This is a genomic window from Thioalkalivibrio sp. ALE14, assembly GCF_000376845.1.
Taxonomy (GTDB): domain Bacteria; phylum Pseudomonadota; class Gammaproteobacteria; order Ectothiorhodospirales; family Ectothiorhodospiraceae; genus Thioalkalivibrio.
In genome coordinates this window covers 15,593-29,741 of the sequence record NZ_AQXY01000014.1, presented here as the reverse complement: position 1 = coordinate 29,741, position 14,149 = coordinate 15,593, and the positions used below count along the sequence as shown (strand labels likewise).

At 66.4% G+C, this 14,149-nt stretch carries 12 protein-coding genes and 1 tRNA gene; 10 read left to right on the top strand and 3 right to left on the bottom strand.

Going from position 1 to position 14,149, the window contains the following annotated elements; genetic code table 11:
• The 6 genes from F572_RS0101205 to F572_RS0101180 all read left to right on the top strand — a co-directional run.
• The coding region (locus tag F572_RS0101205) for an integrase core domain-containing protein (protein WP_018158311.1) at positions 1–246 on the top strand (246 nt) is incomplete at its 5' end.
• A gap of 162 nt (positions 247–408) precedes the next feature.
• Positions 409–1,275, top strand: a complete 867-nt coding sequence (locus tag F572_RS0101200) for an alpha/beta hydrolase (protein ID WP_026142895.1) — start codon at positions 409–411, stop codon at positions 1,273–1,275.
• Positions 1,272–3,527 carry a bifunctional diguanylate cyclase/phosphodiesterase gene (locus F572_RS0101195; protein ID WP_017940704.1) on the top strand — a complete coding sequence of 752 codons (2,256 nt, stop codon included), beginning with the start codon at positions 1,272–1,274 and terminating at the stop codon, positions 3,525–3,527. Before F572_RS0101200 ends, F572_RS0101195 begins: the two co-directional genes overlap by 4 nt.
• Positions 3,528–3,801: 274 nt before the next feature.
• Complete coding sequence (locus F572_RS0101190) at positions 3,802–4,719, top strand: HPP family protein (RefSeq protein WP_017940703.1); 918 nt, start codon at positions 3,802–3,804, stop codon at positions 4,717–4,719.
• A gap of 343 nt (positions 4,720–5,062) precedes the next feature.
• Positions 5,063–5,139: transfer RNA gene (locus F572_RS0101185), tRNA-Arg, on the top strand.
• Positions 5,140–5,204: 65 nt separating this feature from the next.
• Positions 5,205–5,531: a hypothetical protein gene (locus tag F572_RS0101180; protein WP_017940702.1), complete on the top strand. Its 327-nt coding sequence runs from the start codon at positions 5,205–5,207 to the stop codon at positions 5,529–5,531.
• Between the two features lie 5 nt (positions 5,532–5,536).
• Here the strand turns inward: F572_RS0101180 and F572_RS0101175 are convergent, their stop codons facing one another.
• Positions 5,537–6,229 carry an arylesterase gene (locus F572_RS0101175; protein ID WP_017940701.1) on the bottom strand — a complete coding sequence of 231 codons (693 nt, stop codon included), beginning with the start codon at positions 6,227–6,229 and terminating at the stop codon, positions 5,537–5,539.
• On the opposite strand from F572_RS0101175, the gene F572_RS0101170 reads away from it, so the two are divergent.
• Positions 6,228–6,938: an ABC transporter ATP-binding protein gene (locus F572_RS0101170; protein WP_017940700.1), complete on the top strand. Its 711-nt coding sequence runs from the start codon at positions 6,228–6,230 to the stop codon at positions 6,936–6,938. The genes F572_RS0101175 and F572_RS0101170 overlap by 2 nt on opposite strands.
• The gene (locus F572_RS0101165; protein ID WP_017940699.1) at positions 6,935–9,457 is read left to right on the top strand and encodes an ABC transporter permease; all 2,523 of its coding nucleotides are present in this window, start codon (positions 6,935–6,937) and stop codon (positions 9,455–9,457) included. Before F572_RS0101170 ends, F572_RS0101165 begins: the two co-directional genes overlap by 4 nt.
• A gap of 9 nt (positions 9,458–9,466) precedes the next feature.
• On the opposite strand, the gene F572_RS0101160 is transcribed toward F572_RS0101165, so the two are convergent.
• Both F572_RS0101160 and F572_RS0101155 read right to left on the bottom strand, forming a co-directional pair.
• The gene (locus F572_RS0101160; protein ID WP_017940698.1) at positions 9,467–10,345 is read right to left on the bottom strand and encodes an undecaprenyl-diphosphate phosphatase; all 879 of its coding nucleotides are present in this window, start codon (positions 10,343–10,345) and stop codon (positions 9,467–9,469) included.
• A gap of 96 nt (positions 10,346–10,441) precedes the next feature.
• On the bottom strand, positions 10,442–11,749 hold the full coding sequence (locus tag F572_RS0101155; RefSeq protein ID WP_017940697.1) for a methyl-accepting chemotaxis protein: 1,308 nt from the start codon (positions 11,747–11,749) through the stop codon (positions 10,442–10,444).
• A 204-nt stretch (positions 11,750–11,953) separates the two neighbouring features.
• Between F572_RS0101155 and F572_RS0101150 the strand changes: the two genes are divergently transcribed.
• Both F572_RS0101150 and F572_RS0101145 read left to right on the top strand, forming a co-directional pair.
• A complete protein-coding gene (locus tag F572_RS0101150) occupies positions 11,954–12,391 on the top strand; it encodes an Rrf2 family transcriptional regulator (protein ID WP_017940696.1) in 438 nt (145 codons plus the stop codon).
• Between the two features lie 19 nt (positions 12,392–12,410).
• A complete protein-coding gene (locus F572_RS0101145; protein ID WP_017940695.1) occupies positions 12,411–14,114 on the top strand; it encodes an ExeM/NucH family extracellular endonuclease in 1,704 nt (567 codons plus the stop codon).
• Positions 14,115–14,149: the final 35 nt, after the last annotated feature.

Sequence of the window (14,149 nt, the reverse complement as noted above, 5' to 3'; positions counted from 1 at the left end):
GAACGGCTGGATGCGTTGGGCTTCGTGCCCTCCATGAGCCGCAAGGGCAACTGCTGGGACAACGCGGTGATGGAGCGCTTCTTCGGCGCACTGAAAAGCGAGTGGACCGACGCCCGGACCTACCGTACCCGCGAGGCCGCCCGACTGGATGTCGTGGAGTACATCGAAATGCAGTACAACAGCGTCCGACCCCACACGGCCCTGGGCCAACTTACCCCCCGGGAGTGGGAAAAGGCCGTTGCTTAGAGGGGTGTCCGTTCTCACTTGACCAGAACACACCGCGCCTTGTTCGCACGCAAAAGCGACTCGAGCGCGAGCGTGTACATGAATCAGTGTTTCCTTAACGGCTTTCAGGGAGGATTTGCCGCCTCTTCAGGTCAGGGAGATATGACCATGTCCGGATGGTTCTTGCGCAGCGCGGTGGCAGTCACGAGCATAATCATGTTGAGCCTCGGCCCGGTAGCCGCAAGCGGCGAAGAGGTATCTGTGACCCTGGAAATGCCGTCCGGCCATTCGGCTGAAGCGGCGTACTGGGCCGGCGAACCGGACATGCCCGCCATCCTGATTCAGCATGGTTTTCTGCAGACCCATCATTTCCCGACAGTGCGCCGTCTCGCGAGCGCGCTTGCAGACTCGGGATTCAACGTCCTCACGCACAGCCTGACGCTCGGTATCAACCAGCGCACAGCCAGCCTGCCCTGCGAGGCCGTGCATACTCACTCCATGCCGAAGACACGGGAAGAAATCGCGACATGGATCGACTGGCTGCACACCAGAACCGGGCAGGAACCGGTCTTGATTGGTCACAGCGCCGGCAGCGTCAATCTGCTGGACTACCTTGCTCACTCCCCGGAAGCGCCCGTGAGGCATGCCATCTTCATCAGTGTGACGTTTTTCGGCCACGGCGAGGCCGCGTTTGAATCCCCCGAACATGCGGCGCGCGCACGGGCGGACCTTGCCCGCAACGATTCCGGGCTGGCGGAATACGCCCTGGGTTTCTGTCGTCAGTACGTCACTACGCCAACGGCATACCTTTCCTACTACGACTGGGACAAGCAGCGAACCGATCGCGCCTTCCAGACCATCAACACACCATCCACGCTCATCGCGGGCAGCGCCGATGACCGGATCGACCTGGAATGGATCGAGACGCTCCGGCAGCATGGCGCCGAGGTCCGCATTGTCGACGGCGCCAACCACTTTTTCGATCAAATGCACGAGTTTGACCTGCTGGACGAAATCGAGTGGGCCCTCCACAGGCATCAGGCGCAATGACCCGTACGCGCATCCCGTCCATTACACACTACGCCCTCCTGCTGGCGGCGCTCGCCCTCGTCACGCTCGCCGGCTTCGGACTCTACACCTGGTACCAGGTCGATCAGCTGCGCGAAGAGGTCCGTGACAATGGTCGCGAGGCCGCGCGTCAGGAGCTTGCCAGCGCGCTGGATCACGTCCGCACACAAGCGACACAGCAGGCATCCCGATTCGCACGCTGGGAAGAGGTGCGCCAGCAGCTTGGCACTCCGCAGTACTATGCCTACTGGAAGAATCACCGCATGCACCAGGCCGCGATTCTGGCCGATCGGGTCGTGGACGCCCGGATTTATGATCGCGACGGGGTCGCTTTGCCGGACTCGGACGCGATCCATTTGCCCGGGGCGATCGAACCTCCACCTCCCGCTCCACGCGCGGTGCGGGGCGACTCGGAACCGTCCCTGCTGATCATCGAGGCCATCCCTGCGCTCACTGCGACCGATCCCCCGCCCGGCTACGTCGGCCTGAAGAGTCAGTTTCTCGATTCCCTGCGCGAGGGGCACGTCTTCCGCTATATCAACCCCGAATCCATCCGTTTCGATTTCGGCGAGCAGCACGCGATCCCCGCGACCGAGCTCATACGGTACGCACAGTTCGATCTTCGCCCCAACCCCATGGCGGATCAGGTGGAGGAACTTTTGTCAGGGGCGGTAATCAACCTCGGGGCCATCCTGGGGGTGATTACGCTCGCCCTGTTCGCCACACTCGTTTACCTGATCGTGCGCCCGCTCCACCACATTTCCGGCCATATCGACCGGCTTCGCCAAAGCTCCGGAGGCCTGGTGCTGGAACGCGTCGGCGGCGTACTGCCCATCGCGGAAACGGAGAAAATCCGCGAGTCCCTGAACTCCTACCAGGCCCGGCTTATGGACGTCCATTCAAGCCTGGAGGAGAAGAACCGCGAATTCTGGCGTATCGCACACCATGATGCCCTCACCGGTGTACGCAACCGGCGGGCCTTCGAGGAATCGTGGGATACGCTCCCGCGGCTGGCCACGCGCCACACCTACCCGGTGTGCTTCGCCCTGTTCGACATCAATCACTTCAAGGCCATCAACGACAGCTATGGTCATCAGGTGGGTGACGCAGTCCTGCAGGCTGTGGCGCGCGACATCGACGAGGTCCTGCGGGACGGAGAGCACCTGTTCCGCATCGGCGGAGACGAATTCGCGGCGATCCTCCTCGACTGCGACCGATCAGGGGCCCGGAGCCTGGGTGAGCGTTGCCTCGAACGCATTCGGCACACCGATTTTACCCAGTTCGGGGTACGGGAACCCATCAAGGTCAGCATCGGCATGGCTGTCGCAACCGACAACGACGAACAATCTCTTCTGACTTTGCAGTGGCAGGCTGACGTCGCCATGTACAAGGCCAAGCGCCCAGGGTCCCCGCAGGTCGTGATCTTCACCCCGGAACTGGCGAAGGACGCTCAGGGGCTTTATTCGAACTGGGTCAACAATGCCGTGTACGACGCCGTCACGCAGGGAACCGGAATCCGGATGTCCTACCAGCCGGTCATTGCACTCGACGAGGGGCATCCCTCGTATTTCGAGACCCTTCTGCGCATCGAACACCAGGATGAAGTCATCGGTCCTGCGGATATCTTTCCCATCGTCGAGGCACGTCGCCTGGAAGTCGACCTGGACCGGGCCATACTGAACCGCCTCCTCCGGGATCTGCGATCTTCCCAGATCCCGGCAGGCTTCGGTATTTCGATCAATCTGTCGGGTCCCACCGTCGTGAATGCCGGGATTACCCAATGGATGGAGGCTTTTGTCCCCTTCCTGCAGGATCGGCAGATCATCCTCGAGGTCACGGAGACCGCCCTGATCACCGAGATCGGGCAGGCCACGGAAAATCTCCAGAAGCTTCGCCGCCAAGGCTTTCTGGTCGCCCTCGATGATTTTGGCAGTGGCTATTCATCCCTCCGCTACCTCGCCTCCATGCCCGTGGACACGGTCAAGTTCGACATCAGCCTGATACGTACCCTGGATAACCCCGACCAGCACCAGATCGTCGAGAGTCTGGTTCAGATGATCAGCGATGCGGGCTACACCACCGTGGCGGAAGGAATCGAGACCGCGGAGCAGCTCACGCGTGTCCGGAACCTGGGTTTCAACTTCGCTCAGGGCTACTACCTTGGGCCCCCTGTCCCTCTCTCGCAGCGGCTGCCCCCAGCCCTACACAGCCCTTCCGGTCGCGCCCGGCCCTGACCCTTCGCACGAACTCTCCCCCGAATGTGCGCCTCAAGCCCTGGCTGGTCGCACGGATGGTGCGCGGCCGATGGGGTTTGGGCCGTCATCCAGACACGTAGCGGCCGTTTGCCGGCCGACCCCGCGCACGTTGAGGCAGCACCATCGCCAAGAGATCCACCGCGCATCGCCCCATGCAACCCATCGACGTCCAAGCGCTTTCCGCGCACGGTGATTTGACTGCGAACCACCCGGCATCGAATATGCCTTCCGTTTCCATCTTCGGGAGGCTGGTTTGCGCACTGGACGCGGATCCCTGTTCGGCGACTTTCTCGACACCACCAACCATTGGGACAAGCTGATCGCCCTGATCGGGGGGATGATCGGCCTTTACCTGTCTCTCGAGGTGGCCGCCTCGGTCACCGACAACGGCATCAACGGCCTGATTCTCGCGTCGCTTGGCGCCACCGCCGTACTCCTCTTCGCGACGCCCCATGCCGCCCTCTCGCAGCCCTGGAACGTGCTCGGCGGGCACGGCGTGGCCGCCGTGGTGGGCATACTGGTGCGCGATGTCCTGCCCCATCCCCTGCTGGCCGCGGCCGTCGCCGTGGGGCTAGCCATCTGGCTCATGCATTACCTGCGCTGCCTGCACCCGCCCGGCGGCGCCACCGCGCTCTACGCCGTCCTCGGCGGCGATTCAGTGGAGGTCCTGGGCCCCTGGTTCCTGCTGCATCCGGTTCTCAGCAGTGTTGGGGTGATGCTGATGGTCGCGATCATCATCAACTACCCGTTCCCCTGGCGGCGCTATCCCGCAAGTCTCACCCCGTCGCCCGAGAGCCCCGCGCAACGTCCGCTGGCGGCCCTGGAGCGAGCCGGTCTGGGGCGCGAGGACCTCGAGCACGCAATGCGCGAAATGAATCTCTACCTGGATCTGACCGAAGATGACCTGGCGCGGCTGTACTTGCTGGCGCGCCACCATCACCAGCAATCCGACCCCATCATCCGGGAAGCCGTGCAGCCCGATGTCTGCTTCAGCAACGGCGGGAAGGACGCCGACTGGGCGGTTCGCCGCATCCTGAGCCGTGATGATGATCATGTGGTCTACCGCAACCTCGCCGGCCCCGAAGCCCCCAGCGAAGGCCGCGCCACGCTGGAGGAATTTCTCGCCTGGGCCCACCACGCGCTGGAGCCCGAATACGGGCCGGACGAATGACCCGCTTGGGACGGGCCCTGCCCAGCGCTTATACTCTCGCGCTAGGGAAACACTGATCAATGTATACGCTCGCGTTGGCACGCCAGGTTTTTCGAGACAAGGCGCGCCGCTTGCGGGTAGTGGTTCTACCCGCAAGCGGCGCAACGCAGGATCGGGAAACCTGGGCTGCCAACCCCACAACCTATTGAGAGCAGGAGCTCGGCCGCCCATTGTTGACGAAAACGGGCGCGCGCACAGCGTTGCGGTTCCCTTGTGCAGAATGACTGCACGGCAGTCACCGCGCCTTGTTCGCACGCAAAAGCGACTCGAGCGCGAGCGTGTACATTAATCAGTGTTTCCCTAGGTCTCCGTAGCTCAGCTGGATAGAGCAGCCCCCTCCTAAGGGGCAGGTCGCAGGTTCGAATCCTGCCGGGGACACCATTTCTCTCGCATGATGCCGCGTTTTCACTCTGGCGCTGCGACCCCATCGGTCGTAAGGTAGGCACATGGCCATGCTGACGACCGAACAGTCCACCCGCATGATCGATCGCCTCGCCCCGCTGATCGGAATCCAGGGCGAGGTAGATGGCTGCATGGTGGAACTGATCGAGGTTCTGGACGAAGGCCCCCGAGGGTTGCCCGGGGTCGCCCTGATGACCATGGGGGCCCAGCGCAGCATCCAGGCCAACCAGTACGGGAACCCGCTCTGCCGTCATTCGGAGGTCCGCACCCTTCCCCTGCTGTCCGAAGTGGAGCGTGACCTGCACCCGGTGCTGCGGAAGCTGCTTCCGGATGAGATCGTGGCGGACCTGCGGGCGTTGCTTTCCGACTGAGGCGTCTATCCGGCCGCGTGACCGCTACGGGAAGCCCTGCAGGTCTCCGCGGCCTCCACCAGGGGTTCGAGGCGCGACCAGACCGCATCCAGCAGGTGCGGCTGCGCGGCCTCGCTGGGATGGATGCCATCATCCATCAGCATGCCCTCTTCCAGCAGGACGTCCTCGAGAAAGAAGGGCTCGAACGCGAGCTCGCGCGCCGCTGCCAGATCGGCGTACACAGCCTCGAACCGTTCGGTGTAACGCCGCCCGTAGTTGGGAGGGATGCGGATGCCCAGCAACAACGTCTCGGCACCCGCCGTCTCGATGGCATCCACCATCGCTTCCAGATTCTCGCGCATGGCGGCCGGCGGCAGCCCCCGCAGGCCGTCGTTCCCGCCCAGAGCCAGAATCACGAGTGCGGGCTCTACCCGTTCCAGCACATCCGGCAGCCGCGACCGGCCACCGGCAGTGGTGTCGCCGCTGATTGAGACATTTTCCACCGCCCACTCCCGCTCGCGTGTAGCCAGACGCTCTTCCAGGAGGGCCGGCCAGCCGGCCGACTCCGGCATGCCGTAGGCCGCGCTGAGCGAGTCCCCGAAGACCAGGATCCGCAGGGGGTCGGCGGAGAGATTTTCGCCGTCCGGGGAATTCGCAGGCGCAACGGGACTCCATAGCAACGCGATCAAGCCCATCACGACCAACGGAATACGCAACATGGATGCATCCTCGTCATTTGTACTGGAAGCCCGGGACCTCGAGCAGCGGATTAACGGACCGAGCGGCCCTCTGGACATCCTGCGCGGCATCTCACTGGCCGTCCAGGCGGGTGAGACGGTAGCCATCCTGGGGGCATCGGGCTCCGGCAAGTCCACTCTGCTCGGCTTGCTTGCAGGTCTGGACGCCCCGAGTGCGGGAGAAGTTCGCCTGCTCGGACAGACCATCAGCGAACTGGACGAGGATGGCCGGGCGGCCCTGCGCGCCGGACGCGTCGGCTTCGTGTTCCAGTCGTTCCAGTTGCTGTCGGCGCTGACGGCCATGGAGAACACCCTGCTGCCGCTGGAGCTCAACCCCGGGCATGCCGGGGAGACCCAGGACACGCTGAACCGCTGGGCCGCACAGGCCCTGGAACGAGTCGGACTGTCCGAACGTGCCGCTCACTATCCCCACCAGCTCTCGGGCGGCGAGCAGCAACGAGTGGCCATCGCCCGCGCGATCGTCGACCACCCGTCGGTCCTGTTCGCCGATGAGCCCACCGGGAACCTGGACGGCAAGACCGGCCACCGCATCATCGAGCTGCTCTTCGGGCTGGCGCGACATCCCGCCGGCGACGGACCCGCTACGGCCCTGGTCCTGGTCACGCATGACCCGGAACTCGCGGAGCAATGCGACCGCGTCATCTCCATTCAGGACGGTGTGCTGGCATGAGCAACGCCGGCAACCGGGGCCGCAGCCCCCTGCGGGCGCTGCTGCGAGGCACCTGGCGCGAATGGCGCTCGGCCGAGTTGCGGGTGCTGGCCGCCGCACTGGTGGTCGCGGTCGCGGCCGTGGCGGCCGTCGGGTTCTTCACGGACCGGGTCGACCGCGGCATGGCCCAGCAGGCCACCGCGCTGCTTGGTGGCGATCTGGCGGTCGTCAGCGACAACCCGCAGCCGGAGGACTGGCCCGCGCAAGCCGCCGCATCGGGCCTCGAAACGGCGCGCACAGCCTCCCTGCCCAGCGTGGTCTTTTCCCTCGATGACGAGTCCCGGCTGGCGGCCCTGCGCGCGGTGGAGGCCGGCTGGCCGCTGAAGGGCGAAGCCCGCATCCGGCCCGGGCGCGAAGCGGAGGAGCAGGCCCGCGACCGGGGGCCAGAGCCCGGCACCGTTTGGCTGGAGCCTACCCTGCTGGAGGCCCTGCGGCTGGACGTCGGCGACCGGGTCGAGGTCGGCGATCTCGATCTCGAAATTACCGGCATCATCACCCACGAGCCGGACCGCGGCAGCAACCTGCTCGATATTGCGCCCCGCCTGATGCTCGCCTTCGACGATCTGGAGGCCAGCGGACTGATCGGTCCGGGCAGCCGGGTCCGCTACGAGTTCTTTGCCGCCGGACCCGGCGCGGAAGTCGAGGCGTTCCGGGCCTGGCTGGAAGGGCAGCTGGAAGCCGGCCAGCGTCTGCTGGGACTGGAAGACGCCAACCCGGAACTGCGCACGGCGATCGAACGCGCTGAACGTTTCCTGGGACTGGCCTCGCTGATGGCCGTGCTGCTCGCCGGTGCGGCGATCGCCGTGGCCGCGCATCACTTTGCGCAGCGCCGCGCCGACCCGGCCGCGGTGATGCGCGCCCTCGGCGCCAGCGGACGGCAGGTCCTGCTGACCTACTTCGGCCGCGTCGTGCTGGTGGCCCTGCTGGCCAGCGGCATCGGCCTTGCGATCGGTTTTGCCGCACAGTTCGTGCTCGCGGCGCTGCTTGGAGACTGGCTGGCCGGGGATCTGCCCCCGCCCGGGTGGCGTCCGGTCATCGCGGGCCTCGGGGTGGGGATGATCACCGCCGTGGGATTTGCCCTGCCCGCGTTGTTGCGGATTGGCCAGGTTTCGCCGCTTCGCGTGCTGCGCCGCGACCTGGGCCTGCCCCCGACCTCGGTCTGGCTGTCCGGGGCGCTGGCCCTGCTGGCGTTTGGCGGCCTCCTCTACTGGCAAGCGGCGGATCCACAGCTGGCGGCCTGGGTCCTGCTGGGCACCGCCGTGGCCATCGCCGTGCTGGCCGTCCTCGGCATGGCGCTGGTGCTGGCCCTGCGACCGCTGCGCAACCGCGGCGGCATGGCCCTGCGCTTTGGCCTGGCCAACCTGTCCCGGCGCGGCGGCCTGAGCGCCGTGCAGCTGGTGGCCTTCAGTGTCGGCATCCTCGCGCTGCTGTTGCTCGCCATCGTGCGGGTCGACCTGCTGGAGGCCTGGGACGCGAGTATCCCGGAGGACGCCCCGAACCAGTTCTTCATCAACATCCAGCCAGGCCAGGAAGAGGCGTTCGCCGACCGCGTCGAGGCCAGCGGTCTCGAGCGCCCGCAGCTCGACCCGATGATCCGGGGACGCCTGATCGAGATCAACGACGAACGCGTGAATCCGGAGGATTTCGACGACGATCGCGACCGTCGGCTGGTGGATCGGGAATTCAACCTCTCCTATGCCCAGACACCGCCAGAGCACAACCGCATTGTGGACGGGCACTGGTTCGGCGAGGCAGGCCAGGACCCCGATACCGGCTGGTCGGTCGAGGCCGGTCTGATGGAACGCTTCGACCTGGGGCTTGGCGACTCCCTGACCTTCCGCGTGGGCGGTCAGGCGGTCCGAAGTCCGATCACCAGCGTCCGCGAGGTGAACTGGGACAGCTTCCAGGTCAATTTCTTCGTCATCGGGCCGCCCGCCCTGCTGGACGAGCAGCCGCGAACTTTCATCACGGCGATGCACGTCCCCGAGGAACAGCGCTCGGCCCAGAACCAGTGGCTGCGCGAGTTCCCGGCGGTCTCGGCCATCGACGTCAGCGCGATCCTGGCCCAGGTCCGCGACGTGATGGACCAGGCCACGCGAGCGGTGGAATACGTCTTCCTGTTCACTTTGATTGCCGGGCTGACCGTGCTGTATGCGGCGGTACAGGCCACCCGCGATGTCCGCCGGCGCGAGGCCGCCCTGCTGCGCACCCTCGGCGCGCGCCGCGAGCACATCCGCAACGGGCTGCTGGCCGAATTCGGGGCCCTGGGCCTGCTTGCGGGGCTGCTGGCGGCCGTGATCGCAACCGCGGTGGGCGCCCTGCTCGCGTGGCAGGTGTTCGGGTTCGACTACAGCGTGAACCCGATGACCTTCGTCTACGGCATCGGCGGCGGGACACTGGGGATTGCCCTGGCGGGCTGGCTGGGCACCCGGCGGGTGCTGGACCAGGCGCCGCTGGCGGTACTGCGCGGGCCGGAGTGACCCGGCCCCTTATTTCCCGTACATGATGTCCACGTCGAGGAAACCGAACAGGACCAGCAGCGCGAGCGCCCAGAGGTAGAACGAGAAGACCTTGAGATTGGCGCGGTACAGGAAGAACAGGACCATCTTCAGGGACACGATGCCCACAAGGGCGGATACCACGAACCCGACCACCAGTGCCGTCCAGTTAAGCTCACCGAGCCCGTTGCCGTTCAGGACATCCAGGGACTGCACAGCGGTCGCCGCGAGGATGGTGGGGATTGCGAGGAAGAAGCTGTACTCCGCGGCCCAGCGCCGCTTGAGCCCGGTAAACAGGGCAAACACGATGGTCATGCCACTGCGCGAGAGCCCGGGGATCAGCGCAAAGCCCTGGGCAACGCCGATGATGGTGGCGATCTTCGGACTCAACTGGCGCAGCCCCAGCGGGCGCCTTTGCAGTCGGTCCGTCCACCAGAGCAGCACACCCGTGAGGCTGAGCGTGCCGGCGATCAGCGTCGGGTGGGCGAATACCTGTTCGAATCCCGCTTTCAGGGTGAATCCCACCACCGCCGTCGCGAACACCGAAAGCCCGCACAAGAGCGCCAGGCGCAGGAACAGCATCTCGCGCCCCGCTGACCCACGCGCGGAGGCCCACTGCCAGCTCTCGCGGGCAATACCCCCGCTCAGGCGGGTCAGGCTCTTGCGGAACACAAAGACGATCGAGACCAGCGTGCCCACATGCACCACCAGGTCGAACAGGATCATCTCCGGGCTTTCCGGTGGTGGCAGCGGCTCGCCCTGCCGAATGAGCCAGTGCTGGGTCAGAACCAGATGCGCAGTCGAGCTGACCGGCAGAAACATAAAGATGCCCTGCACGATCCCGAGCAGGGTGGCGACCCAGACTGTCATTGCAGGAGCGGCTCCGTCTTCTCAGGGCGGGCCGCAGTATACGAAAATCGCCGGCGGGGCGCCGGAACCGGCGTCGCAAGGTTAAGGAAACGCCGATTACACGCGGAACTGGACCGTCAGCCCTCGCAACCGCTCGATTCGCCCGACCAGGGCATCGGTCTCGCTGGCGGTAGCCTCGGCGTTACCCGCCGTGACCTCTGCGCCCTGACTGACCTCGGTGAGGGTCCCGTCGACCTCGCGTGCGACCTCCGCCTGCTGCGACACGGCCCCGGAGATCTCGTTGTTGAGGTCCCGGATACGCTCGACGGCCGAACGGATGGCCTGCAAGGCCTCGCCGGCCCCGGCGGCCTCGTCCACCCCGGTCTCGCCCTTCTCGCGGCTGCGCTCCATGGCACCGACCGCCGAGCGCGCCCCGGCCTGCAGACGCTCGATCATGGCCTGGATCTCGGTCGTGGAGTCCTGGGTCCGCGTCGCGAGCGTGCGGACCTCGTCGGCCACCACAGCGAACCCGCGGCCCTGTTCACCCGCCCGCGCCGCCTCGATCGCCGCGTTCAGTGCCAGCAGATTCGTTTGTTCGGCGATCCCGCGGATTACATCCAGGACCGAGCCGATCTGATCCGACTCGGCCTGCAGGTGTGCGACCTGTTCGTTGGCACTGCCGATCTCGCTCGCCAGCTCGCGCATCGTGCGCACGGTCGTCTCGACCACCTCGGAGCCGGTTCGGGTCTCGCTTTCTGCCTGATCGGCGGCCTCCGAGGCAGTCCGCGCGTTGCGGGCAATCTCCTCGGCCGAGGCGGTCATCTGGTTCATCGCCGTGGCGACCTGGCCCAGTCGGGCCTGCTGTTGCCGGACCTCCTGGTTGGTCTCTTCGGCCACGCGATGCAGGGTGTCCACGGAATCGCCCAGTTCGCGCGCATGTTCCACCATCTCTGAGACCATCTTCTGCAGACGCTCGATGAAGGCGTTGAACAGCCGCGCCAGGCGATCGATGCCGTCGTTGCGGGGCGCCTCGATGCGCTGGCGCAGATCACCCTCGCCTTCCGAAACCGCACGGAACTGCGTGGACAATGCCGCCAGGCGCCGCCGGATCATCAGGACGAACAGGAAATACACCACCACGACCACCCCGACGGCCACACCCAGCATCATCGCGTTGACCTGCCAGGCGGCGAGATCCAGCAGGCGATCCACCGCGGCAGCCACATCGCTTTCGAGAGCCGGCGTGGTCGGGTGACGTTCCATCACCCCGGCCAGCGTGCTCTCCATGCCGCCCTTCAGGGTCGCCGTGTGCCAGAACACCGCCGCGGCCGCGATCAGGAAGAACACCCCGACGATTCCGCTCAGCGCGAGCGAGAAGCGCCCCGCCAGCGAGAGGCCGCTCAGCCACCCGTTTCCCTGCTCCATTGCATCCCCCTGGATAATGTCGATTCTGGTGTGACGTACTGCTCACTTTAACGGCCGACCGGCCCAAACCTGTAAAGCGTCATGGACGCGCCGTTCACGTCAGCGCAACGCGCCTGCTTGTGACGGAGGTCCGGACCGATTAAGGTTCCTTGAAATATACGTTCAAGCATATCCTCCAGACACCGCGAACCGACGAACCTTCCTATGCAACTCACCCGTTATACCGATTTCTCCCTGCGCGTCCTGATGTATCTCACCGTTCAGCCCAGCGGCCAGCGCGTCACCGTCAGCGACATCTCCGAGCAGTTCACGATCCCGCGCAACCACCTGGTCAAGATCGTCCATCAGCTCGGCCAGAAAGGCTACATCATCACCCGGCGCGGCAAGGGGGGCGGAATTTCGCTCGCCTGCGAACCGGGCGAGATCAACGTGGGCAGCGTCATCCGCGACATGGAGCCGAACCTCAACGTCGTCGACTGCGAGAACCCGGTCTGCCCGATCCTGCCCGGATGCCAGTTGCGCGGCGTGCTGAACGATGCCCGCGATGCCTTCCTCGCCGTACTCGATCGCTACACCATCGCCGACGTGACCCAGGCCCCGGACTACCTCTACGAGCTGCTGAACCCCAGCAAGAGCGCCTGAACCGCATTATCCTTCGGCCATGGATTGGCTGAACCCCGCACCACGCGCCCGCAAACCTGGCCTGATCGCCACACCCGCCAGCTGGCTGGTCGCGGCTGTAGTGGGCCTGCTGGCTTTCGAATCGGCCCAGGCCCGGTCGGTCTGCCCCGATCCCGGCACCGAGCGTACACCCCTGTCCGAACTCCGCGCCGGGGCTATCGCCGAGGGCGAATCCGTGGTCGTGGAAGGCGTCGTGACCGGGAGTTTCATGGGGCCCGATCAGCTCGGCGGGTTCTATCTGCAGCAGGGATCCGGGGCCGAAGCCACCGGCCTCTTCGTGTACGCCCCGCGCCAGGACCCGATTGGGGTCGGGCAGCGCCTGCAAGTCCAGGGCGCCTTCAGCCGCCACCGCGGACGGCCGCAGGTCTCGCGCCTGACGCACCTGGAGACCTGCGGACCCGAAGCGCTTCCGGACCCGGTCGCGCTGCGCTTGCCCGACGATGCCGACCGCCTGAGCGAGCATCTCGACCAGCGCGTGCGTCTGGCACAGGAACTGACCGTCACCGCCAACCACGACCTGGGCCGCTACGGCAGCCTGACGCTGGCTGCCGGCGGCCGGCTGATTCACCCCAACCAGACCGGAACGCCGGGGGCCACGCGGCACGCGGCGCGCCAGATCGAACTGGATGACGGCAGCTACCGCGCGAACCCCGACCCGCCCCCCTATCTCGACGAGCAGGGAACCCGCCGTGTGGGCAGCCGCACCGAGGACCTGACCGGCATCCTGACCCAGGCCTTTGGTGGGTATCGCATCCATCCCACCGAGACGGTTGAATGGTCCGGTGGCGAGCGTCCCAGCCAGGTACCGGAGCCCGATGCACACCACCTGCGCATCGCCACGGCCAACCTGGAGAACGATTTCGTCACACTGGGCGAGCGCGGTGCCCGGAACCGGGCAGAGCGCGAACGCCAGACGGCCAAGCTGGACGCCCTGCTCCATGCGCTGGATGCGGACCTGCTCGGCGCGGTGGAACTGGAGAATGCGGCCCGGGCCCGCACGGCGCTGGTGAGCCGCCTGAATGCTCGGCAGACCGAGCGCGGGGACTACGCGGCCGTCGCCCACCCGGCGCCGGGCGACGATGCCATCAAGGTCGGGCTCCTCTACCGGCCCGATCGCCTGCGCCTGGTCGCAGCGGCGGCGGATCGCGACGCGGTCCACCACCGGCCGCCGCTGCTGGGCTGGTTCGAAACCGCCGGTTCCGACCAGCGTTTCGGCGCCGTCGTCGTGCACTTCAAGGCCAAGAGCGGGTGTCCCGAGTCGGGCGATGTCGACCGCGGCCAGGGCTGCTGGAACCAGCGACGCACCGCACAGGCCGAGCGTCTGGTGGAGTGGCTACGCGAACAGCGCCGCGGCGACTTTGCCGACACCCCCGTGCTGATCCTCGGGGACCTGAACGCCCACGCCGCCGAAGACCCCATGCGCACCCTGCGCGCGGCGGGGAAGCGCGACCTCGTGCATGACGACCCCGCGACCGCCTATACCTACGTCTTTCGGGGCCAGGCCGGGCAACTGGACTACCTGCTGGGCCCCGAGGCGCTCCGTGCGCGGGTCCAGGGCGGCGCGACCTGGCCGGTCAACGCGGACGAACCTCGCTTCCTGGGCTTCGACGGACCCGCCCCCGCCGACGGCCCCTGGCGCGCCTCGGACCACGACCCGGTCTGGGCCGACCTGCGTCTGGACTGAAGCCGTTCTCCGCGGCCCGCGCAGCTGCCACCCGG

Coding starts and splice junctions, on each gene's coding strand:
- F572_RS0101195 (WP_017940704.1), top strand. CDS start 1,272: ATGACCCGTACGCGCATCCCGTCCATTACACACTACGCCCTCCTGCTG.
- F572_RS0101180 (WP_017940702.1), top strand. CDS start 5,205: ATGGCCATGCTGACGACCGAACAGTCCACCCGCATGATCGATCGCCTC.
- F572_RS0101170 (WP_017940700.1), top strand. CDS start 6,228: ATGGATGCATCCTCGTCATTTGTACTGGAAGCCCGGGACCTCGAGCAG.
- F572_RS0101175 (WP_017940701.1), bottom strand. CDS start 6,229: ATGTTGCGTATTCCGTTGGTCGTGATGGGCTTGATCGCGTTGCTATGG.
- F572_RS0101165 (WP_017940699.1), top strand. CDS start 6,935: ATGAGCAACGCCGGCAACCGGGGCCGCAGCCCCCTGCGGGCGCTGCTG.
- F572_RS0101160 (WP_017940698.1), bottom strand. CDS start 10,345: ATGACAGTCTGGGTCGCCACCCTGCTCGGGATCGTGCAGGGCATCTTT.
- F572_RS0101155 (WP_017940697.1), bottom strand. CDS start 11,749: ATGGAGCAGGGAAACGGGTGGCTGAGCGGCCTCTCGCTGGCGGGGCGC.
- F572_RS0101150 (WP_017940696.1), top strand. CDS start 11,954: ATGCAACTCACCCGTTATACCGATTTCTCCCTGCGCGTCCTGATGTAT.
- F572_RS0101145 (WP_017940695.1), top strand. CDS start 12,411: ATGGATTGGCTGAACCCCGCACCACGCGCCCGCAAACCTGGCCTGATC.